This is a genomic window from Microbacterium sp. p3-SID336 (genome assembly GCF_025143365.1).
In the GTDB taxonomy this organism is placed as follows: domain Bacteria; phylum Actinomycetota; class Actinomycetes; order Actinomycetales; family Microbacteriaceae; genus Microbacterium.
In genome coordinates this window covers 19,568-38,449 of the sequence record NZ_JALXPE010000029.1, presented here as the reverse complement: position 1 = coordinate 38,449, position 18,882 = coordinate 19,568, and the positions used below count along the sequence as shown (strand labels likewise).

At 71.4% G+C, this 18,882-nt stretch carries 23 protein-coding genes and 1 pseudogene; 14 read left to right on the top strand and 10 right to left on the bottom strand.

Features of this window, described 5'->3' with window-relative positions; translation table 11 throughout:
- The first annotated feature begins 22 nt into the window (after positions 1-22).
- Together M3C17_RS10295 and M3C17_RS10290 are read left to right on the top strand one after the other, a co-directional pair.
- Complete coding sequence (locus M3C17_RS10295) at positions 23-637, top strand: ClpP family protease (RefSeq protein WP_259977628.1); 615 nt, start codon at positions 23-25, stop codon at positions 635-637.
- Positions 634-1,233 (top strand): ClpP family protease, encoded by a 600-nt coding sequence (locus M3C17_RS10290; RefSeq protein ID WP_259977627.1) that lies wholly within the window; start codon positions 634-636, stop codon positions 1,231-1,233. The genes M3C17_RS10295 and M3C17_RS10290 overlap by 4 nt, the downstream gene beginning before the upstream one ends.
- Before the next feature lie 50 nt (positions 1,234-1,283).
- Here M3C17_RS10290 and M3C17_RS10285 read toward each other — a convergent pair whose 3' ends face one another.
- The 3 genes from M3C17_RS10285 to ribA are packed head-to-tail and all read right to left on the bottom strand — an operon-like array spanning position 1,284 to position 2,850.
- On the bottom strand, positions 1,284-1,643 hold the full coding sequence (locus M3C17_RS10285) for a helix-turn-helix domain-containing protein (RefSeq protein ID WP_259977625.1): 360 nt from the start codon (positions 1,641-1,643) through the stop codon (positions 1,284-1,286).
- Between the two features lie 60 nt (positions 1,644-1,703).
- On the bottom strand, positions 1,704-2,174 hold the full coding sequence (locus M3C17_RS10280) for a MarR family winged helix-turn-helix transcriptional regulator (RefSeq protein ID WP_259977624.1): 471 nt from the start codon (positions 2,172-2,174) through the stop codon (positions 1,704-1,706).
- Between the two features lie 16 nt (positions 2,175-2,190).
- A complete protein-coding gene (ribA, locus tag M3C17_RS10275; RefSeq protein ID WP_259977622.1) occupies positions 2,191-2,850 on the bottom strand; it encodes a GTP cyclohydrolase II in 660 nt (219 codons plus the stop codon).
- A gap of 96 nt (positions 2,851-2,946) precedes the next feature.
- On the opposite strand from ribA, the gene M3C17_RS10270 reads away from it, so the two are divergent.
- Positions 2,947-3,786: a sulfurtransferase gene (locus M3C17_RS10270; RefSeq protein ID WP_259977621.1), complete on the top strand. Its 840-nt coding sequence runs from the start codon at positions 2,947-2,949 to the stop codon at positions 3,784-3,786.
- On the opposite strand, the gene M3C17_RS10265 is transcribed toward M3C17_RS10270, so the two are convergent.
- A complete protein-coding gene (locus M3C17_RS10265) occupies positions 3,774-4,706 on the bottom strand; it encodes a hypothetical protein (RefSeq protein WP_259977620.1) in 933 nt (310 codons plus the stop codon). The two genes, M3C17_RS10270 and M3C17_RS10265, sit on opposite strands and share 13 nt — an antisense overlap.
- A 293-nt stretch (positions 4,707-4,999) precedes the next feature.
- On the opposite strand from M3C17_RS10265, the gene M3C17_RS10260 reads away from it, so the two are divergent.
- The 3 genes from M3C17_RS10260 to M3C17_RS10250 all read left to right on the top strand — a co-directional run bounded on the left by M3C17_RS10260 (position 5,000) and on the right by M3C17_RS10250 (position 7,524).
- On the top strand, positions 5,000-5,650 hold the full coding sequence (locus M3C17_RS10260) for an acyl-CoA synthetase (RefSeq protein ID WP_259977619.1): 651 nt from the start codon (positions 5,000-5,002) through the stop codon (positions 5,648-5,650).
- Positions 5,647-6,018, top strand: a complete 372-nt coding sequence (locus M3C17_RS10255) for a hypothetical protein (RefSeq protein WP_259977618.1) — start codon at positions 5,647-5,649, stop codon at positions 6,016-6,018. The genes M3C17_RS10260 and M3C17_RS10255 overlap by 4 nt, the downstream gene beginning before the upstream one ends.
- A 72-nt stretch (positions 6,019-6,090) precedes the next feature.
- The gene (locus M3C17_RS10250; RefSeq protein WP_259977617.1) at positions 6,091-7,524 is read left to right on the top strand and encodes an MFS transporter; all 1,434 of its coding nucleotides are present in this window, start codon (positions 6,091-6,093) and stop codon (positions 7,522-7,524) included.
- Between the two features lie 48 nt (positions 7,525-7,572).
- Here M3C17_RS10250 and purB read toward each other — a convergent pair whose 3' ends face one another.
- Positions 7,573-8,955, bottom strand: a complete 1,383-nt coding sequence (gene purB / locus M3C17_RS10245) for an adenylosuccinate lyase (protein ID WP_259977644.1) — start codon at positions 8,953-8,955, stop codon at positions 7,573-7,575.
- A complete protein-coding gene (locus M3C17_RS10240) occupies positions 8,952-9,491 on the bottom strand; it encodes a low molecular weight protein-tyrosine-phosphatase (RefSeq protein WP_259977616.1) in 540 nt (179 codons plus the stop codon). Before M3C17_RS10240 ends, purB begins: the two co-directional genes overlap by 4 nt.
- A 148-nt stretch (positions 9,492-9,639) precedes the next feature.
- Here M3C17_RS10240 and M3C17_RS10235 point away from each other — a divergent pair, with 148 nt between their 5' ends.
- The 4 genes and pseudogenes from M3C17_RS10235 (at position 9,640) to M3C17_RS10225 (ending at position 11,791) form a co-directional block, all read left to right on the top strand.
- Positions 9,640-9,900 (top strand): hypothetical protein, encoded by a 261-nt coding sequence (locus M3C17_RS10235; RefSeq protein ID WP_259977615.1) that lies wholly within the window; start codon positions 9,640-9,642, stop codon positions 9,898-9,900.
- Positions 9,897-11,195, top strand: coding sequence for a hypothetical protein (locus M3C17_RS10230; protein ID WP_259977614.1), 1,299 nt, complete (start codon positions 9,897-9,899; stop codon positions 11,193-11,195). Before M3C17_RS10235 ends, M3C17_RS10230 begins: the two co-directional genes overlap by 4 nt.
- Before the next feature lie 36 nt (positions 11,196-11,231).
- A pseudogene (locus tag M3C17_RS18785) lies at positions 11,232-11,393 on the top strand (type II toxin-antitoxin system VapB family antitoxin); the annotation flags it as partial.
- Positions 11,390-11,791, top strand: coding sequence for a PIN domain nuclease (locus tag M3C17_RS10225; RefSeq protein WP_259977613.1), 402 nt, complete (start codon positions 11,390-11,392; stop codon positions 11,789-11,791). The pseudogene M3C17_RS18785 and the gene M3C17_RS10225, both read left to right, overlap by 4 nt.
- 42 nt (positions 11,792-11,833) lie before the next feature.
- Here M3C17_RS10225 and M3C17_RS10220 read toward each other — a convergent pair whose 3' ends face one another.
- Genes M3C17_RS10220 through M3C17_RS10210 form a run of 3 tightly spaced genes read right to left on the bottom strand, consistent with a single transcriptional unit; the run spans position 11,834 to position 13,172 of the window.
- Positions 11,834-12,061 carry a hypothetical protein gene (locus tag M3C17_RS10220; RefSeq protein ID WP_259977612.1) on the bottom strand — a complete coding sequence of 76 codons (228 nt, stop codon included), beginning with the start codon at positions 12,059-12,061 and terminating at the stop codon, positions 11,834-11,836.
- A gap of 45 nt (positions 12,062-12,106) precedes the next feature.
- Entirely contained in the window at positions 12,107-12,757 is a 651-nt protein-coding gene (locus M3C17_RS10215; RefSeq protein ID WP_259977611.1) for a hypothetical protein, read from the bottom strand.
- Positions 12,758-12,767: 10 nt separating this feature from the next.
- The gene (locus M3C17_RS10210; RefSeq protein ID WP_259977610.1) at positions 12,768-13,172 is read right to left on the bottom strand and encodes a phage holin family protein; all 405 of its coding nucleotides are present in this window, start codon (positions 13,170-13,172) and stop codon (positions 12,768-12,770) included.
- Positions 13,173-13,388: 216 nt separating this feature from the next.
- On the opposite strand from M3C17_RS10210, the gene M3C17_RS10205 reads away from it, so the two are divergent.
- The 4 genes from M3C17_RS10205 to M3C17_RS10190 all read left to right on the top strand — a co-directional run bounded on the left by M3C17_RS10205 (position 13,389) and on the right by M3C17_RS10190 (position 18,143).
- Positions 13,389-14,456, top strand: coding sequence for a histidinol-phosphate transaminase (locus tag M3C17_RS10205; protein WP_259977609.1), 1,068 nt, complete (start codon positions 13,389-13,391; stop codon positions 14,454-14,456).
- 107 nt (positions 14,457-14,563) lie between these two features.
- Positions 14,564-15,691, top strand: a complete 1,128-nt coding sequence (gene pdhA / locus M3C17_RS10200) for a pyruvate dehydrogenase (acetyl-transferring) E1 component subunit alpha (protein ID WP_259977608.1) — start codon at positions 14,564-14,566, stop codon at positions 15,689-15,691.
- A gap of 11 nt (positions 15,692-15,702) precedes the next feature.
- Positions 15,703-16,668 (top strand): alpha-ketoacid dehydrogenase subunit beta, encoded by a 966-nt coding sequence (locus tag M3C17_RS10195; RefSeq protein ID WP_259977643.1) that lies wholly within the window; start codon positions 15,703-15,705, stop codon positions 16,666-16,668.
- Between the two features lie 122 nt (positions 16,669-16,790).
- Complete coding sequence (locus M3C17_RS10190) at positions 16,791-18,143, top strand: dihydrolipoamide acetyltransferase family protein (protein WP_259977606.1); 1,353 nt, start codon at positions 16,791-16,793, stop codon at positions 18,141-18,143.
- A 47-nt stretch (positions 18,144-18,190) separates the two neighbouring features.
- Here the strand turns inward: M3C17_RS10190 and M3C17_RS10185 are convergent, their stop codons facing one another.
- Positions 18,191-18,694, bottom strand: coding sequence for a hypothetical protein (locus M3C17_RS10185; RefSeq protein ID WP_259977604.1), 504 nt, complete (start codon positions 18,692-18,694; stop codon positions 18,191-18,193).
- Between the last annotated feature and the right edge of the window lie 188 nt (positions 18,695-18,882).

Below are 18,882 nucleotides of genomic sequence, written 5' to 3'. Positions count from 1 at the left end.
CGAGTCGTTCGATGCTGGGGGCATGAGCGAAGAGAAACCCATCCCGCAGTTCGGACCGGAAGCCCGACGCGCCCTGTTCCACGAGCGCGTGCTGGTGCTGGACGGCCCCCTCGACGACGACAACGGCACGCTGCTGATGACGCAGCTGCTCACCCTCTCGGCGGAGGACCCGGCGACCGACATCGCCCTCTGGATCCACTCTCCCGGAGGCTCGGTGCCGTCGATGCTCGCGATCCGCGACCTCATGCGCCTCATCCCGAACGACGTCTCCACCCTGGCTCTCGGCCTCGCGTGCAGCGCCGGGCAGTTCCTGCTCTCGGCGGGGGAGCCGGGGAAGCGGCGGGCGCTGCCGCACGCGCGGATCCTGATGCATCAGGGGTCCGCCGGAATCGGGGGCTCCGCGGTGGAGATCGAGGCGCAGGCGGACGACCTGCGGCACATGCGCGACACGGTCCTCGGTCTGATCTCCGACGACACCGGGCAGCCCATCGACCGGATCTTCGAGGACTCCCTGCACGACCGCTGGTACACGGCGGTGCAGGCGCAGGAGTACGGCTTCATCGACGAGATCGTGCAGTCGGCGGGCGACATCATGCCGCGCCGACGAGCGCGCGTGGGACTGGGGGCCGGCGCATGAGCAGCTACACGATCCCCAACGTGATCGCCCAGCACCCCCGCGGGGAGCGTGTCATGGACGTGTACTCGCACCTGCTCGCCGAACGCGTCATCTACCTCGGCACCGGTATCGACGCGGGCGTCGCGAACGCCCTCATCGCGCAGCTGCTGCACCTCGACGCGGACAGCCCGGAGACCGGCGTGCAGTTCTACATCAACAGCGAGGGCGGCGACCCCGGCGCGGCGCTCGCGATCTACGACACCATGCAGCACATCCGTCCCCGCGTGGCCACGACGTGCGTGGGCCAGGCGATCGGTCCCGCCGCGCTGCTCGTCGCCGCCGGGGCGCCGGGGGAGCGCGCCGCGCTCACGCATGCGCGGATCGTGCTGCATCAGCCCGCAGGGCAGTCGCGCGGCGCGATCCCCGACCTGATCCTCGCGGCCGACGAGGTGGTGCGCGTGCGCTCGGACATGGAGGAGATCCTGGCCAGGCACGGCGGGCGGACGATCGAGGAGCTGCGCATCGACACGGACCGCGACCGGGTCTTCACCGCGGAGGCCGCCCGTGAGTACGGGTTGATCGATACGGTCCTCGGCGCGCGCGACGCCCACGCGTGAACGCGCGGGGCAGGACCGATGCCGTGTCGGTCCTGTCCCGTCGTTAGCGCTCAGGCGGCGAGGGCGAAGGCCCCACGGCTGGCGGAGACCGCAGCCGGTGTCGCGGCGGAGGCCGCGGTGCTGCGCAGCTCGTCAGCCACGGCGCTCGTCAGGTCGAGCAGACCCGCGTCGAGGGCTCCGGCGATCGCCGCGATCATCTCGCTCGACGCCTCCTTCAGCCCCCGCTCGACCTCGGACAGGTACTGCGGGGAGACTCCGGCCTTCTCGGCGGTCTCGGTCAGCGTCTCACCGCGGTCGTGACGGCGGCGCCGCAGCTGCTCGCCGAGGAGCTGACGCCACAGCGGTTCGGGGTCGGGGGACGGTGTGCGGGTGGGGCGCGGGGCGCGCGGGAACGGGACGATGTCGGCCATGCCTCACGATAATCCGCCGTGACCTGCGGCTTCGAGGCGTTCTGCTCAGAGCAGAATCCCTCACAGCGCCGCGGTCACCCGGGGCAGCAGCTTCTCGAGGATCGTGCGCAGCTGGGCCCGCTCCTCGTCGTCCAGCGGATCGAGCACGAGCTCGCGCACCTGCTGGACGTGCACGGGGGCGGCGGTGCGCAGCATCTCCCGCCCCGCCGGGGTCAGTGCCGCCGAGAGCGTGCGCTTGTCGGTGCTGCACGACGTGCGCTCGACCCAGCCGCGCTCCTCCAGGGAGTCGAGCGCATGGCTCAGGCGCGACCGGCTGAGACCGGCGATGCGGGCGAGCTCGGTCATCGTCACCGAGCCCTCTCCCTGGCCCGCGAGGGTCACCAGGATGGCGTAGCGCGCGTGGTTGAGGCCGACCTCGTCCTTGAGGGTGCGGTCGAGCACCTGGGGCAGCAGCTGCACGAACCGGATGACGGGGAGCCAGGTCTCCATCTCCGCGTCGTCGAGTCGTCGGTCGAGCCGCTGTGCCATCATCGTGCCTTCCCTGGTGTCACGCCGCCGTGAGGTCGATCGTGTGGGCGGTGTGGTCGCGCTTGGCCTGCAGGTAGCGCGTGTTCGCCTCCGACACGTGCACCTCGGTGCGCACGCGCTCGGTCACCCGGATGCCGAGGGCCTCCAGCTGCGCGGCCTTGTCGGGGTTGTTGCTGAGGAGCCGGATCGCGTCGACGCCGACCGCGCGCAGCATCTGCGCGGCCACGGTGTAGTCGCGCTCGTCCTCGCCGCGACCGAGGGCCACGTTCGCCTCGTAGGTGTCGAGCCCCGCGTCCTGCAGCGCGTAGGCGTCGAGCTTGGCGTATAGGCCGATGCCGCGGCCCTCCTGGCGCAGGTACAGCAGGAAGCCGCCGTCCTCGGCGATGCGCTCGACGGCCTCGCGCAGCTGCGGCCCGCAGTCGCAGCGCTCCGAGCCGAACACGTCGCCCGTCAGGCACTCGCTGTGCGGGCGGACCAGCGGCGCCGCCTCTCCGCGTGCGCCGCGCTCGAGTGCCGCGCGCCAGTCGCCGAGCCCGAGCAGGAGGTGCTCGCGGCCGTCGACCAGCCCGTCGAAGGTGACGACCTCGGCGATCGTGGCGTAGCCGTCGCCGAACCGCAGCGGCACCTGCACGCGTGTCCGTTCGGTGGCGGCAGGCGCGACGGTTGAAGTTTCAATCATGTCCGGTGCAACGCCCGCGACGTGCTTCTATTCCCGCGTGTGTCCCTGCGAGGCGCCAGGCCGCTCCGCCGGGCGCGCAGTCGGTAGCCTCGCAGCATGAGCCGATTCGTGAGCGCGACCGAACTGCACGACCTCCTCGCGCAGGACGCCCCCGTCCGACTGATCGACGTGCGGTGGCGTCTCGACCGCCCCGAGGCGGGGCACGACGACTACCTCACGGGCCACCTGCCCGGCGCCGTGTTCGTCTCGCTCGACCGGGAGCTCTCCACGCACGGCGAGCCCTCCGACGGGCGGCATCCGGTCCCTTCGACGGCGACACTGCAGGCGGCCGCCCGGCGGTGGGGAGTGCGGGAAGGTGACACGGTGATCGCCTATGACGACGCCAAGGGCACTGCGGCGGCCCGCGCGTGGTGGTTGCTGCAGCAGGCGGGCGTCGACGTGCGCGTGCTCGACGGGGGCCTGCGCGCCTGGACGGCGGCGGGCTTCCCGCTCACCACCGACGACGTCGAGCCGGAGCAGGGCGATGTCGTGCTGCGTGAACTCGGCCGCGGGGCGCTCACGATCGATGAGGCCGCGGCGTTCCCGCGCACCGGGGTGCTGCTCGACGTGCGGGCACCCGAGCGGTACCGCGGCGAGAGCGAGCCGCTCGATCCGGTGGCAGGACACATCCCCGGCGCACGCAACCTGCCCACCCTGCGGCACCTCGACCCGGACGGGAAGCTCCTCGACCGCGACACCGTGCTGGCGTCGTTCGCCGAGGTCGGCGTGACCCCGGGCACCCCGGTCGCCGCGTACTGCGGCTCGGGCGTCACGGCGGCCCACACAGCCCTCGTGCTCGCGGAGGTCGGGATCGACGCCTCCGTCTTCCCCGGGTCGTGGAGCCAGTGGTCGAACACTCCTGGCCGTCCGGTCGCCACGGGCGCTCAGCCCGGCTGATCCTCCTGCGCATCGCGCGGACCGTACCCCCACCGCAGCTGCAGCGCCCCGGGCCCGAACGCCCGGCGCACCTGATGCACCGACGTGCCTTGGATGGGCGGCAGCGGGGTCACGGTCAGCCCGGACGGGGTCTCCACCATCTCCTCGCACCAGTCGGGCACGGCATCCGGGTGGAATCGGGTCCACACCAGCAGTTCCCGGCACTGCCGCGCGACGGCGTGACCCGTGTCGCGCGACGACGGCACCCCCGACGGATAGGCCACCGACCACTCCACCATCGCGGTGTCCGGCGCCGCGAGCGGCACGTCGAGCTCGAACAGGGCGCCGTGCACCTCGCCGTTCGGGTGGGAGGAGCGCGCGGCGATGCGCCCTCCGGCGACGGCCTCGATCCGCGGGGCGGTGGTGCGGACGCCCGGGGTGATCTCCAGGAACGGGATCGCGGTGATGGTGCCGACGGTCGACTGCACGATGCTCCGCGTCGAGCAGAAGGAGACCTCGCCCTGCGCATCCACATCGGTCACGGAGTGCGTCGTGACCTCGCGGGAGGTGTCCGGATAGGGCGTGCCCAGGGCCGCGTACACGTCCATGACCGCCCGTTCGAGCTCGAGCTGGTCGATGGGGAACTGGTTCGGGCCCAGCGGCCCGGTGCGGTTCGGGCGGAGCAGCCGGGTCAGGGCCATGTCCTCCAGGCCCAGCAGCTCCTCGATGTCGGCCAGGGCGGCGAGCGACTGCGGCCCCTCCGGCCTGCGCGCGCCGGAGCGCCAGTAGCTGAGCGTCGCCATCGAGACCCTGTTGCCCCGGTCCTTCAGCTGCCGCTGCAGCCAGGACAGCGTCACTGGCCGTGCGTTGATCGCATCGCGCAGCGCGCCGGCGAAACCATCGGGTGAGGAGTGCAGGCCCCCGCCATTCGTGTACTCCATCACAGCCCCCGTCCGGTATGTGAAGAACACCTCTCTAAAGTGAGCATAAGACCGCACGCGCGCACCTCAGGGGACCGGGTGGGCAAGTGGGTCACTGGGCTGCGATGTCGCGGGAAGGGTGCCCGACCACGCGATCGTCCGGCCTGACGCAGTGATGCCCCCCGTGCTGCGTACATCGTGAGGCCCGGCAATCGATCTGGGGAGATCCGCCGGGCTTCACGAGCATCCGCCCGGCGCTTCGGCTCCGCGCCCCCGCGTAGACTGGGGGGAAACCCCGGAGGACTCTGGCTGTCATGTCTGCCCCTGCCCGCGCATTCACCATGCGCCACGTGCAACTGCTGCGCGCGCTGTTCGCCGCCGTCGCCGCCCTGATGATCACGTTCTCGTCCGACCACTCGGCGCCCGTCGGCCTCGCCGTGTTCAGCGGCTTCGTCCTGGTCACCGCGCTCGTGCACGTGCTGGCGGCGTGGCTGGTGCTGCCCGCAGGCTCCCGCTGGCCCGCCGTCCTGCTCGCCGTGGTGAGCGCGGTCGCCGGGATGATCAGCGGCATCCCCACCTGGCGCACGGACGACATGTTCTTCATCGTCGTCGTCGCATGGGCGGTGCTCAGCGGCGGCATCGAGCTTCTCGCCGGTATCCGGGCCCGCCGCGCCGGCGGATCGCTCGCGCGCGATGCGATCACCGTCGGCGCGCTGACGCTGCTGCTCGCCGTGGTCCTCCTGCTGGTCCCGTCCGGATTCGTGCAGCAGTACACGATCGAGGAGGCGGGCACGTTCGAGCTGTCCGGCATCATCCTCGGCGTCGGCCTGTTCGGCGGGTACGCGGCGATCATCGCCGTGTTCCTCGGCATCGCCGGCCTGACCCCCCAGCGCGCGGACACCGCCGGCACGCTGCCCGCAGATCAGCACGGCGCCGCCCCCGTCGAGCACGGAGGAGAACGATGAGCGACGACAAGCCCACCCGACGGGACATCCTGCGACCCCTGCATCTGCTCGGCATCGCCCTCGGCTGCGGCGTGTTCGCGATGGTCGTGACCCTCGTGTCGACGGGCGCCTTCACCCTGCGCGTGAACCAGGCGATCGCGAACGGCAGCTACGAGGGGCTCACGCCGCTCGCGCTGAGCCTGGTGGTGGGCGGCTCCGCCTTCATCGCGACGCTGCTGATCCTGGCGATGCTGATCCTCGCGGTCGACCCCGCCGACGTCACCAAGACCATCGACCGGCCGGTGCTGTACGACGCGGACTCCGAGGATGAGGCCGACGGCCCGCGGGAGTCCGGCGGCGAGGGCACGGGACACCCTCGCGCTTCCTGACGCCGTGCGGATCGTCGTGTCGTCTTCCCGCCGATCCGGAATAGTCGTGCGCTGGGACGGCTTGGGCCTGAGGTGAGCATTCCCGTCGATCGCGCCTCCATCGGACTCCGGTCGGAGCGAGGCCCCGTACTCGCGGCGCTCATGCTCTCGACCGGGCTGATCGCGATCGACGCGACCATCCTCGCCACCGCGGTGCCCAGCATCGTGCGCGACCTGGGCAGCTACCAGCAGTTCCCCTGGCTCTTCTCGGTGTATCTGCTCGCGCAGGCGGTGAGCGTGCCCATCTACTCGCGCTTCGCCGACACGGTCGGACGCAAGCCCATCATCCTGCTCGGCATCGCCCTGTTCCTCCTCGGCTCGATCCTGTGCGGGTTCGCATGGAGCATGCCCGCGCTGATCGCCTTCCGAGTGGTGCAGGGCCTGGGTGCCGGCGCGGTCGCTCCGATGGCGATGACGATCGTCGGCGACATCTACACGGTGCCGGAGCGCGCGAAGGTGCAGGGGTACATCGCGAGTGTGTGGGCGGTGTCCTCCGTCGTCGGTCCGGCGCTCGGCGGCGTGTTCGCGCAGCTGGACGCCTGGCGGTGGATCTTCTGGATCAACATCCCGCTGTGTCTGCTCGCCGCGTGGATGCTGCTGCGCAAGTACACCGAGCAGCGGCAGACGCAGCGCCACCGCATCGACTACACCGGGGCCGTGCTGCTCACGGTCGGGCTGACCGGTCTCATCCTCGGCCTGCTCGAGGGCGGCAACGCCTGGGACTGGATCTCGGTGCCAAGCCTGCTGTGCTTCGGGGCGGGAGTCGTGGCGCTGACCGTGTTCGCGTTCGTGGAGCGCCGTGCACCGGAGCCCATCGTCGACCTCCGCCTGGTCGCGCGGCCGCTCATCCTCACCACGACCATCGTGTCTCTGGGCGTCGGAGCCCTGATGATCGGCGTGACCAGCTTCGCCCCGGCCTACCTGGAGGGCTCGCTCGGCATCGCGCCGCTGCTGTCCGGGCTCGCGGTCGCCGCGCTCACCGTGGGGTGGCCGATCGCCGCGGCGAACGTGGGGCGGCTCTACCTGCGCATCGGCTTCCGCCGCACGACACTGATCGGGTTGAGCATCGCCTCGACGGCGGCGGTCGCGCTGGCCGTGGTCTCCCCGTGGCCGAACCCGTACGTGCTCGCGGTGGTGTCGTTCGCGCTCGGCTTCGGGCTGGGCTGGACGGCCGCGCCCACGCTGATCGCCGCGCAGGCCTCGGTCGGCTGGGGCGAGCGCGGCGCCGTGACCGGGATGAACGCCTTCGCCCGTTCAGCCGGCAGCGCCGTGGGCGTGGCCATCTTCGGGGCGATCTCCAACGCGGTGCTCGCCGCGGGCGGCGGTCCGGACGACCCCGGCACCATCGTGCAGGCCTCGTTCGGGGTGTTCGTGGCGGTCGCGGTGACGGCTCTCCTCACGCTGATCGCCGCGTGGTTCATGCCGCGGGATCGCGTGGAGGAGCACTCCGGCGAAGCCGCATCCTGAGAGGTGCGTGCGGGATCCCGCATGCGTCGGTGCGAGCGCGTGCCGGGGTCAGCGGGCGAGGCGCTCGGCGATGCCGGTGTAGCCCGCGGGGGTGAGGGCCAGCAGGCGCTGCTTCGCGGCGTCGCCGATCTCCAGTCCTTCGACGAAGGCCGCCAGATCGGCCGCACCGACCCGGTGCCCGCGCGTCAGCTCCTTGAGCAGGGCGTACGGGTCCTGGATGGTGGAGCGCCCGGCGACGACCTCGGCACGGATCACCGTCTGGATCGCCTCCGCCAGCACCTCCCAGTTCACATCGAGGTCGGCCAGCAGCACCTCCCGCGACAGGGAGATGGCGTTCAGGCCGCGGCGCAGGTTGTCGAGCGCGAGCAGCGAGTGCCCGAAGGCGACGCCGATGTTGCGCTGCGTGGTCGAGTCGGTGAGGTCGCGCTGCAGGCGGCTCGTGACGAGCGTCTGGCCGAGCGATGCGAGCAGGGCTCCCGAGATCTCCAGGTTCGCCTCGGCGTTCTCGAAGCGGATCGGGTTGATCTTGTGCGGCATCGTCGACGAGCCGGTGGCGCCGGCGACCGGGATCTGCGCGAAGTAGCCGAGCGAGATGTAGGTCCAGACGTCGGTCGCGAGGTTGTGCAGGATCCCGCCGGCGTGCCGCACGCGGTCGTACAGCTCCACCTGCCAGTCGTGCGACTCGATCTGCGTCGTCAGCGGGTTGAAGCCCAGCCCGAGCCCCTCGATGTACTCGCGCGCGATGGTCGGCCAGTCCGCATCGGGGTCGGCCGCGAGGTGGGCGGACCAGGTCCCCGTGGCGCCGGAGAACTTCGCCAGGTACTCGGACGCGGCGATCTGCCCGCGCACGCGCTCCAGGCGCCACGCGAACACCGCCAGCTCCTTGCCCATCGTGGTGGGCGTCGCCGGCTGGCCGTGCGTGCGGGAGAGCATGGGGGCGTCGGCGTGCTCGACGGCGAGCTCGCGCAGCTTCGCGATCACGGTGTCGAGCGCCGGCAGCCAGACCTCTTCGACCGCGCGCTTGACGGTGAGCGCGTAGGACGCGGAGTTGATGTCCTCGCTCGTGCACGCGAAGTGCGTGAGCTCGGCGATGCCGTCCAGCCCGAGCGCCGACAGCCGGTCGCGGACCAGATACTCGATGGCCTTCACGTCGTGCTGCGTGACGGCCTCCTTCTCGGCGAGCCAGTCGATCTCCGCCTGACCGAAGTCGCGGTAGAGGCCGCGCAGGCGCTCCTTGTCGGCCTCCGCGAGCGGGCTCGTCTCGAACAGCGAGCGGTCGGTGAGAGCGATCAGCCACTCGACCTCCACCTCGACGCGCGCGCGGTTGAGCCCGGCTTCGGAGAGGAAATCGGCGAGTCCGGTCACGGCGCCGCGGTAACGGCCGTCGAGAGGGCTCAGGGGCTGCGGCGGGAGCGAGGGCTGGAAAGTCAGGGGAGTCCTCCTGATGAGGCCCCGGAGGTCCGGGGCGTGCGGGGCAGGCGCAGAGCGGGTTCGAGCTGACGGAACAGCCCCCGCGTGGCGCTCTCAATCATACCGAGCACGGAATCGAACATCTCCGTGCCCGCGTAGTAGGGATCGGGGACGTCATGGGTCGAGGCATCGGGGTCGAACGCCAGCAGGAGGGTGACCTTGCCCTCCTCGTCCTCGTCGCGTGCCCATTCGCGCAGGATGCGCTCGTGCGTGCGGTCGAGGGCGACCACGAGGTCGTTCTCGGCGAAGGAGGCGAACGTGAACTGCCTGGCCCGGTGCAGCGATCCGTCGTAGCCGCGGCGGGACAGGGCGTCGAGAGTCCGATGATCGGCGCGCTCTCCGAGGTGCCAGTCGCCCGTGCCGGCGCTGCGCGAGACGATCCGCGAGCCGAGGCCCTGGCGCTCGGCCAGGTCGCGGAACACGACCTCGGCCATGGGGGAGCGGCAGATGTTGCCCGTGCAGACGAAGATCACGCGGAAGGGATCCTGGGCTGTCACGGATCCATTCTGCCCGTCCTCTGCTCTCCTGCACAGCGGAGGGCGTCCTTCCTGCACGTCCGTGCGATGCCGCGGGCTCTTCACCGCCACCGCCCGCCGCCCGCTCGGATCACCGCGGGAGGGCTTGGGCCATCGCAGAGTGGAGGCCATGAACCCCGACACCGCCTTCGCACTCGATGACTCCTCGCACCTCTGGGCCCGTCTGCGTGCGGACGGTCGTCTGCGCGAGGCGATCGAGGTGCTGCACGACACCACGGCGACGCTGGGTTCCCTCCGGGACGACACGGCGTGGGAATCCGCGGGCATGCGCGCGCTGCACGAGCAGCTCGAGGAGCACGGGCACGCGGCGATCTCTGAGCTGAGTCGGCTGCGCGGCGTTCAGGAGCACTGCATGCGGGCGGGCTCGTGAGCGACCTCACCATCGACCACGGCGGGGTGGTCGCCGTCGACACGGCTCAGCTGCGGGCGGTGGCCGTGCGGATCTCCGGCGCCGCGGCCTCGTGCGAGCGCGTCGCGGGGTTCGTCGAGGAGGCCAGGGTGGTCGTCGCATCCGAGCCCGCGGCCTTCGCGGGGGTGCCGCTCCCCGCGCTGCGCGCCGCGGCCCAGGCCCTGCACGAGCTCGGCGTCGAGCTCGACGATGCGGCGACCGGAGCACAGCGCATGGCCGACGTGTTCGAGGTGGTGGAGCTTCGCGCCAGGGTCGAGGCGCTCGCACAGACGGACGCCGCGGCAGCCGCGGCCGCGCAGGTCGCGCTCGACCGCCTGATCGCCGCGCACCCCGAGGCGGGCATCGCGGCGACCCTGCTCGCACGCGGATGGGAGGAGACGGAGCTCCTCGGCGCGAGGACGCCCACCAGCCTTCGCGACGTGCTCGGCATCGTGGCGCTTCCTGCGACGGCTCGCCTCGCCCACGGGATCGGGAGCGCCACCGGCCTCGCCACGGTGCGCCCCGGGGGCGCCCTGCGCGGGCGGGCGGATGCCGTGCGCGTACGCCCGGTCGCATCCTCCACCCCGTCAGCGCCCGCCGACCTCGTGGGTGCGCTGCGCCGACTCCCCGAGCGGAAGGGGGCTCAGGTCGCCGTCGAGCGCTACACCATGGTCGACGGCACGAGCCGGTACGTGGCCTACCTGTCGGGCACGCGCTCCGCCTCCGTGGATGCGGCGGGCGCGGAGCCCTGGGACAACCGCTCGAACGTGCAGCTGTACACCGGGCAGCGGTCGGCGTCGTATCAGGCGACCCTCGACGCGCTCGCCGCCTCCGGGGCGAAGGCGGGGGATCGGGTGGATGTTGTCGCCCACTCGCAATCGGGCATGATCGCGGCGCATCTGGCGATGGAGAGCGACTTCGAGGTGCCGATGCAGGTCACCCTCGGCAGCCCGGTGGGCCAGACGCTCGACGACGACCAGACGCTCGTGCAACTGGCGAACTGGGACGACGCGGTGAGCGAATTGGCCGCGGGCGGTTCGGCGGCGGGCACGGGTTCGGCTGACAGCTTCACCGCGCGACGGACCGTGGATCCCCTTCCGGGGCTGCAGGATCTCGGGCTCGGCGCGCACGGGCGGGACGCCTATCTGGAGACCGCGCGGATGGTGGACGACTCCGTCGACCCTCGCGCCGAGGCACTCGACGGGTACTGGGCCGAACTCGGCGAGGCCGTGGCCGTGGAGCGCATCGAGTACCGCGCCGAGCGGGTGTCGCCGTGAGGTCGCGGCGATGGCCTCGAGCCCCGCGCGCGGCGCTTCGACCTCACCACCAAGCGCGAGGCGGTCGATCTGGCCTTGCGGCGGCTCGTGGGCGTGCCGTTGACCCCGGAGTTCCTTCGGGGGCTGAAGGGGTCGGGGTGGAGCGGGAATCTCGACGCGATCCGTGACGATGCCCCGCGCGCCCAGGGGCGCGAGTGATCCTCGTCGACACCTCGGTCTGGGTGGGCTACCTGCGAGGGGACGCGACTCCGGCGGTCGAACGTCTGGAGGAGTTGATCGATCGGTCCGCGGCGATCGCGACCACGGAGCCGATCGTCGTGGAGCTGCTCGCCGGAGCCACTCGACCTCAGGAGCTGGCCAGGGTCGAAGCGCTGGCGGACGGATTGCCGTCGATCCCCGTCGACGCGGTCACCGACTACCGGGACGCCGGCCAGCTGTATCGATCCTCGGCTCTGAACGGGCACCCCATCCGCAGCATGCTCGATTGCGTCATCGCCGCGGTCGCGATCCGACGAGACCTCCCGCTCCTCCACCAGGACAGGGACTTCGCCTTCCTCGCCGAGATCAGTCCCCTGCGCGACGAGCTGACGGGGTGATTCCAGCCGGATCCACCCGGGCGGCTCGTCGTTCCGACTGTCTCAGTCGACCTCGTCTCCCCGTTCGCCCTCCGGACGGAACACGACGCGAGCGATCAGTGCGGCCCCGCCGAGCGCGGAGAGCCACGCGAGCCCCCAGGCGGCGAAGCCGAGCCACGGATTCGGGTCGATCCACGCCTGAACAGCGTTCGTTCCCTTGACGAGCATCCAGGTGAGAAACACTCCGATGAGGATGCCGCCCACGAGAACGAGTCCGATATTCCGTCGCATGGTCCGAGGCTACGGCAGGGCCGCACCGGGAACGACGGTCGCGGCCTAGGCGAACGCGAACGACTCGACGAGGGCGTAGCCGCCGTCGGTCGCGACCCGGACCGTGAAGTCGGTCGAGGGGAGGGGATACGGCACCGCGCGCTCCTCCCCGCCGGCGAGCGTCAGCGTGTCGGTGGTGTCGGCGACGCCGTCATCGTCGAGGTCGAACTCGATGCGCACGTCTTTCGGGGTCGGGTCGTCGTTGCGCAGCAGGACCGTGAGCGTGCCATCGGCGGAAGAGGTCTGCGCGTCGAGCCCGAGGGGCGGGCAGGAGAGCACCGTGCGCTCGCGGAAGCGGAGGCCGCCGTCGGTGCTCGCACCGACCGTCCATCCGCCGTTCGACAGCAGGCCGAACCCGAAGGACCGGGTCTCCCCGGGGGCGAGCACCGGTCCGGGCCCGGCGCTCGGCTGCTCGCCGTCCCCCGTCAGTTCCAGGTAGGTCTGCAGCGGCGCGGTGAAGTCGTTCCGCAGGTTCAGCGTCAGCCGGTCGGGGGCGCCGCAGGCCGTCACCAGCCACGCGGTGAGGTCGTTGCCGGCGCTTGCGGCGGCCGCAGGAGCCGCTGCCGAGAACGCGATGACGGGGGCGGCCCACGCGGTCGCGACGAGCGTGCGCCGCGTCAGCCCGAAGGGTCGCTCGGGGGAGGCGTCAGACGGCACAGCGGGCACGTCAGTCGCGGCGCGAGCGCTTCTCCTGCGGGCGCAGGACGAAGCCGAAGATCGCGTTGATGATTGAGATGATCAGCGCCGCGAGCACGCCCCACCAGAACGAGCCGACCGACAGACCCCACCCGAAGCCGCTCGTGATCCAGGCCGTGAGCCACAGCAGGAACCCGTTGATGATGAACCCGATCAGGCCGAGCGTGAGGATGTACAGCGGGAACGCGACGATCTTCACGACCGTGCCGATGATGGTGTTCACCAGGGCGAAGATCGCGCCGACGGCGAGCAGCGTCAGCACGAACTGCAGCATCTGGGCCGGCGGGAAGGCGGTCACGGTCACCTGCAGCACCGGGATCAGGGTGACGACCCAGATGGCGAAGGCGTTGACGACGACGCGGATGATGAAGCGCATAGTGCGATCAGTCTCCCACGGACCCGCCGACGTGTCAGCCGCCGACCTTCCGCCGCACGCGATTGGCGCGGATGCGACGCTCCGATTCGTCCAGGTCGATCGCGCCTGCGGCGCCGCCGACGACCAGGTCGAACGCGTCGTCGGTCGTGAACCGAATGGTACCAAGGGCTCTCGCGCCGGGGGAGAGGCGCAGGGCCGCCCTCGTAGACTCGAGGCGTGACCGAGCCGATCCTGCCCCGCATCCGTCCCGCCATCGCCGCCCTCGCGCCGTACCGGCAGGGCAAGCAGGCAGGGCCCGAGGCGTTCAAGCTGTCGAGCAACGAGAACCCGTTCGACCCGCTGCCCTCCGTCATGGCCGCGCTCGAGCACACCACGCCGATCAACCGCTACCCGGATGCCACGGCCGGGCGACTGCGTGCGCGACTGGGCGAGCGCTTCGGCGTGCGCCCCGACGAGGTGCACGTCGCCGCGGGCAGCGTGTCGATCCTGCACCAGCTGATCCTCGCCACCGCCTCCGTGGGCGACGAGGTGGTCTACGCGTGGCGGTCGTTCGAGGCCTACCCGAGCCTGCCGCTCGTCGCCGGCGCGACCGGGGTGCAGGTGCCGCTGACCGCTGACGCGCGGCACGACCTGGAGGCGATGGCCGCCGCGGTGACCGAGCGCACCAGGGCCGTGCTGCTCTGCACGCCGAACAACCCGACCGGCCCCGTCATCACGAGCGCCGAGTTCGCGGCGTTCGTCGACCGCGTGCCGTCCGACGTGCTGATCGTGCTCGACGAGGCGTACGCGGAGTTCGTCACCGCACCCGACGCGGTCGACGGGCTCGCGGAGCGCGTGTTCGAGCGGCACCCGAACGTGGTCGTGCTGCGGACCTTCTCGAAGGCGTACGGACTCGCCGGACTCCGCGTCGGCTATGCGATCGGCAACGAGAAGGTGCTCGATGCCGCCCGCACGACCGGCATCCCGCTCTCCGTGACCTCCGCGGCCGAGAACGCCGCGATCGCGAGCCTCGACGTCGAATCCGAGCTGATGGCGCGCGTCGGAGTCATCGTCGAACGGCGCACGCGTCTCGTGGAAGGGCTGCGCGCGCAGGGCTGGGACGTGCCGGACGCGCAGGGGAACTTCGTCTGGCTGCCCGCGGGCGCGCGCACCGACGAGGCCGCGGCGGCGTTCGTGGCGGCCGACCTCGTGGTGCGTCCGTTCTCGGGCGACGGCCTGCGCATCTCGGTGGGCGAGGAGCCCTCGGTCGACCGTGTGCTGGAGGTCGCCGCCGGTCTTCGCTGATCGGCTTCGCGCCTCCGACTTCCCCGTATTCCTCCGAGTTCCCGGCAGATATTCGGGCGTCCTAGGTATGCGTGACCCGGAATGCCGGGCCGAGTAGCGTGGGGGCCGTGAGCACCCCCGACACCTCCCTCGTGCGCGTCCTGGACGAGACAGGACGCCTTGCGCCCACCCCCGAGGCCGAGCGCTATCTGCCGCTGATCGAGGCGCTCGGCGACGCGGAGCTGGAGCGGTTCTACCGCGACATGGTCACCATCCGCGCCATCGACACCCAGGCCACGAACCTGCAGCGTCAGGGGCAGCTGGCCCTGTGGCCGCCGAGTCGCGGTCAGGAGGCGGCGCAGGTGGGCTCCGGTCGGGCCGCCCGCGCGCAGGACACGATCTTCCCGTCGTACCGCGAGCACGCGGTCACCCGCATCCGCGGCGTGGATCCGCTCGACATCATCAAGCTGATGCGGGGTGTCTCACACGGCGGGTGGGACCCCACCGACCCCAAGAACGGCAACACGCGGCTGTACACGCTCGTGCTCGGTTCGCAGGTGCTGCATGCGGCGGGCTACGCGATGGGACTGAACTTCGACGGCCGCACGGGAACGGGCGATCCCGAGCGCGACGAAGCGGTCGTCGTCTACTACGGCGACGGCGCCTCCAGCCAGGGCGACGTGCACGAGGCGATGGTGTTCGCCGCGAGCTACCAGGCGCCCACGGTGTTCTTCCTGCAGAACAACCACTGGGCGATCTCGGTCCCCGTCACCACCCAGTCCCGCGTGCCGCTCGTGCAGCGGAGCGCCGGCTACGGCATCCCCAGCGTCCGCGTCGACGGCAACGACGTGCTCGCCAGCTATGCGGTCTCGCGCGTCGCGCTCGATGAAGCGCGTGCCGGCGGAGGGCCGAGGGCCATCGAGGCGGTGACCTACCGCCTCGGCGCGCACACCACGAGCGATGACCCCACGAAGTACCGGGGCAACGACGAGGAGCAGTCGTGGGAGCGGCGCGACCCGATCGTCCGCATGCGGGCGTTCCTGCAGGGGCGGGGCGCCGCGGAGAGCTTCTTCGCCGAGGTGGACGCCGAGGCCGCGGACGCCGCGGAGGACCTGCGTGCCCGCACGGTGCAGCTCGGGCCGCCCAGCCCCGACGCCATGTTCGACCACGTCTACAGCGAGCCGCACCCGCTGATCGAGGAGCAGAAGGCCTGGCGCGCGCGGTACGAGGCGTCGTTCGAAGGAGAAGCCCGGTGACCCTGGAGACGATGCCGCTCGGCAAGGCCCTCAACGCCGGCCTGCGCAGAGCCATGGAGGACGACCCGAAGGTGCTGCTGATGGGCGAGGACATCGGCAAGCTCGGTGGGGTGTTCCGCATCACCGAGCACCTGCAGCGCGACTTCGGGGAGCAGCGCGTGCTGGACACCCCGCTCGCGGAGTCCGGTCTCGTCGGCACGGCCATCGGTCTCGCGATGGCGGGTTTCCGGCCGGTCGTGGAGATCCAGTTCGACGGCTTCGTGTTCCCCGCGTTCGACCAGATCACGACGCAGCTCGCGAAGCTCACGAACCGGCACGAGGGGGCGCTGAGCCTGCCGATCGTGATCCGCATCCCCTACGGCGGGCACATCGGCGCGGTCGAGCACCACCAGGAGAGCCCGGAGGCGTACTTCACGCACACCCCCGGCCTGCGCGTGGTGTCGCCGTCGACCGCGAACGACGCGTACTGGATGATCCAGGAGGCCATCGCGTCGAACGACCCGGTGATCTTCCTGGAGCCGAAGAGCCGGTACTGGCCGAAGGGCGAGGTCGAGCTCGACGCGTCGGCCGTCCCGCTGCACTCGTCGCGGGTCGTGCGCACCGGGAGCGATGTGACCCTGGTCGGCCACGGCGCGATGGTGACGACGCTGCTGCAGGCCGCCGCGCTCGCGGAGGCCGAGGGCACGAGCTGCGAGGTGATCGACGTGCGGTCCCTGTCGCCCGTCGACTACGAGCCGATCCTGGGGTCGATCCGCAAGACCGGGCGCATGGTCTACGCGCAGGAGGCGCCTGGTCACACGAGCCTGGGCAGCGAGATCGCGGCGACCGTGATGGAGCGGGCGTTCTACGCGCTCGAAGCTCCGGTGCTGCGTGTCTCCGGCTATGACACCCCGTTCCCCGCCGCCAAGCTCGAGGGCGCCTACCTCCCGGATGCCGACCGCATCCTCGAGGCCGTCGACCGCTCCCTCGCCTACTGACACACGCCGTCCATGTTCACAACTCAGGAGATTCCTCCCCGACTCCCATTCAGACGGGGTCCGAGAGCCGCAAGCTGGTCGAGTCTCCTGAGTTGTGAACGCGGTCCACGAGAGGATCACCCATGAGCACGCAGAACTTCCCCCTGCCCGATGTGGGCGAGGGTCTGACCGAGGCCGAGATCGTCGCGTGGAAGGTGGCGCCGGGCGACCGCGTCGCGATCAACGACGTGATCTGCGAGATCGAGACCGCGAAGTCGCTCGTCGAGCTGCCGTCGCCGCACGCCGGTGTCGTCGGGGAGCTGCTCGTCGACGAGGGCGCGACGGTCGAGGTCGGAACGCCGATCATCACCTTCGTGACCGATGCGCGCGACGACGCCGGCCCTGGTGCCGTGGTGACGGCCGAGGCTCCTGCCCCCGAGGAGGGCGGCGGATCGGTCCTGGTGGGCTACGGCTCCGGCGGCGGGGCGACCTCGCGGCGCAAGCGCCCGGCCGAGCGGCCGGTGCGTTCGTCGGTCGGCGTGATCGCGAAGCCGCCGATCCGCAAGCTCGCCCGCGACCTCGGCGTCGACCTGACCGCTGTCACTCCGACCGGAGCGGACGGCGAGGTCACGCGCGACGACGTCATGACGCACGCCTCCCAGGCGAGCGTGTTCCGCAACATCCAGACGCCCGAGTGGGGCACGGTGCGCGAGGAGACGGTGCCAGCGCCGCAGGGCGCACCCTCGGGGCTGGCGCGCGGGCTCGCCCCGCTCCGGCCTTCGGCTGCCGGCGACGACCGCACCGAGGCGATCCCCGTTAAGGGTGTGCGCAAGGCCACCTCGACGGCCATGGTGCAGAGCGCCTACTCGGCTCCGCACGTGACCGTGTGGAAGGAGGTCGATGCGACCCGGACGATGGAGCTCGTGAAGCGGCTCAAGGCCTCGCCCGACTACGCCGACATCAAGGTCTCGCCGCTGCTCATCATGGCGCGAGCCGTGATCTGGGCGGTCCGCCGCACCCCCATGGTGAACGCGGCCTGGATCGACACGGACGCCGGGGCCGAGATCGCCGTGCGGCACTACGTGAACCTGGGCATCGCCGCCGCGACGCCGCGGGGGCTGCTGGTGCCGAACATCAAGGACGCACAGGACCTCAGCATGAAGGACCTCGCCCGGGCGCTGAACCGCCTGACGCTCACGGCTCGGGAGGGCAAGACCCCGCCGGCCGATCAGCAGGGCGGCACCATCACGATCACGAACATCGGCGTGTTCGGGATGGACGCGGGTACGCCGATCATCAATCCGGGCGAGGCCGGGATCGTGGCGATGGGCACGATCAGCCAGAAGCCGTGGGTCGTGGACGGCGAGGTGCGCCCGCGCTGGGTGACCACGGTCGCCGGCTCCTTCGACCACCGCGTGATCGACGGCGACGGCATGAGCCGCTTCGTCGCCGACGTCGCCTCGATCCTGGAGGAGCCCGCCCTCCTCGTCGACTGAGTGCCAGGGCGCAGCGGCGCGAGCGGGGTGCCGCGAGCCGCGTGCGCTCAGCGCGCGGCGGAGGTGAGCAGCTCCACCATGAACGCGCCCCAGCCCACGAGGGCGAAGGCGAAGGGCACGGCCTTCCGCCAGTCGCGCAGCACGTCGCCGATGGGGTCCTTCCGGAAGTCGCTGCGCGCTCCTGCCCACACCACACCGGTCGTCACCATGACGGCACTCACGCCGCGCCACACGGCCTGACCCCAGTTCGGCTCGATCGGCAGCACCGGCCAGCCCTCCGCGATCAGCGACACGAAGAACATGAACACCCCCGTGACGATGCACGCGACGGTCATCACGGTCTGGAACCTCCGGCTCGAACTCCGGATCCGCGCATCCTGCCGGGGCATGCAGGTGCGGAGGCAGTTCGGGCATTCGCGCTGCTCCGAGTGGGCGTAGGCGAACTCCGTCGGCTCCAGGCGTCCCGTGGTGCCGACACCGGACACCGGTCGCCTCTTCGTGGGGCGGATCTCGTAGAACTTCATCCCCGCAGGGTGCTTCGTCGCAGTCATCGTCATCACCGTATAGCGCCCTCCATCGAGCGCGAGACCGGTGAGGGCACGCGCCCGTCCGGAAGGCCGGCGAGGCAGGCGCGGAGTAGGACAGGCCCATGCCGGTCGCCACCCGGAGCGAGTCCCCCTGCCGGTGGATGTGCACGCGGGGCGGGCGGCCTACGGTGGAGCGACATCGCAGGGCATAC

Bases quoted from the DNA above. Each gene is read 5' to 3' on its own strand.
- M3C17_RS10295 (WP_259977628.1), top strand. From the start codon at position 23: ATGAGCGAAGAGAAACCCATCCCGCAGTTCGGACCGGAAGCCCGACGC.
- M3C17_RS10290 (WP_259977627.1), top strand. From the start codon at position 634: ATGAGCAGCTACACGATCCCCAACGTGATCGCCCAGCACCCCCGCGGG.
- M3C17_RS10285 (WP_259977625.1), bottom strand. From the start codon at position 1,643: ATGGCCGACATCGTCCCGTTCCCGCGCGCCCCGCGCCCCACCCGCACA.
- M3C17_RS10280 (WP_259977624.1), bottom strand. From the start codon at position 2,174: ATGATGGCACAGCGGCTCGACCGACGACTCGACGACGCGGAGATGGAG.
- ribA (WP_259977622.1), bottom strand. From the start codon at position 2,850: ATGATTGAAACTTCAACCGTCGCGCCTGCCGCCACCGAACGGACACGC.
- M3C17_RS10270 (WP_259977621.1), top strand. From the start codon at position 2,947: ATGAGCCGATTCGTGAGCGCGACCGAACTGCACGACCTCCTCGCGCAG.
- M3C17_RS10265 (WP_259977620.1), bottom strand. From the start codon at position 4,706: ATGGAGTACACGAATGGCGGGGGCCTGCACTCCTCACCCGATGGTTTC.
- M3C17_RS10260 (WP_259977619.1), top strand. From the start codon at position 5,000: ATGTCTGCCCCTGCCCGCGCATTCACCATGCGCCACGTGCAACTGCTG.
- M3C17_RS10255 (WP_259977618.1), top strand. From the start codon at position 5,647: ATGAGCGACGACAAGCCCACCCGACGGGACATCCTGCGACCCCTGCAT.
- M3C17_RS10235 (WP_259977615.1), top strand. From the start codon at position 9,640: ATGAACCCCGACACCGCCTTCGCACTCGATGACTCCTCGCACCTCTGG.
- M3C17_RS10220 (WP_259977612.1), bottom strand. From the start codon at position 12,061: ATGCGACGGAATATCGGACTCGTTCTCGTGGGCGGCATCCTCATCGGA.
- M3C17_RS10210 (WP_259977610.1), bottom strand. From the start codon at position 13,172: ATGCGCTTCATCATCCGCGTCGTCGTCAACGCCTTCGCCATCTGGGTC.
- M3C17_RS10195 (WP_259977643.1), top strand. From the start codon at position 15,703: ATGCCGCTCGGCAAGGCCCTCAACGCCGGCCTGCGCAGAGCCATGGAG.
- M3C17_RS10190 (WP_259977606.1), top strand. From the start codon at position 16,791: ATGAGCACGCAGAACTTCCCCCTGCCCGATGTGGGCGAGGGTCTGACC.
- M3C17_RS10185 (WP_259977604.1), bottom strand. From the start codon at position 18,694: ATGACTGCGACGAAGCACCCTGCGGGGATGAAGTTCTACGAGATCCGC.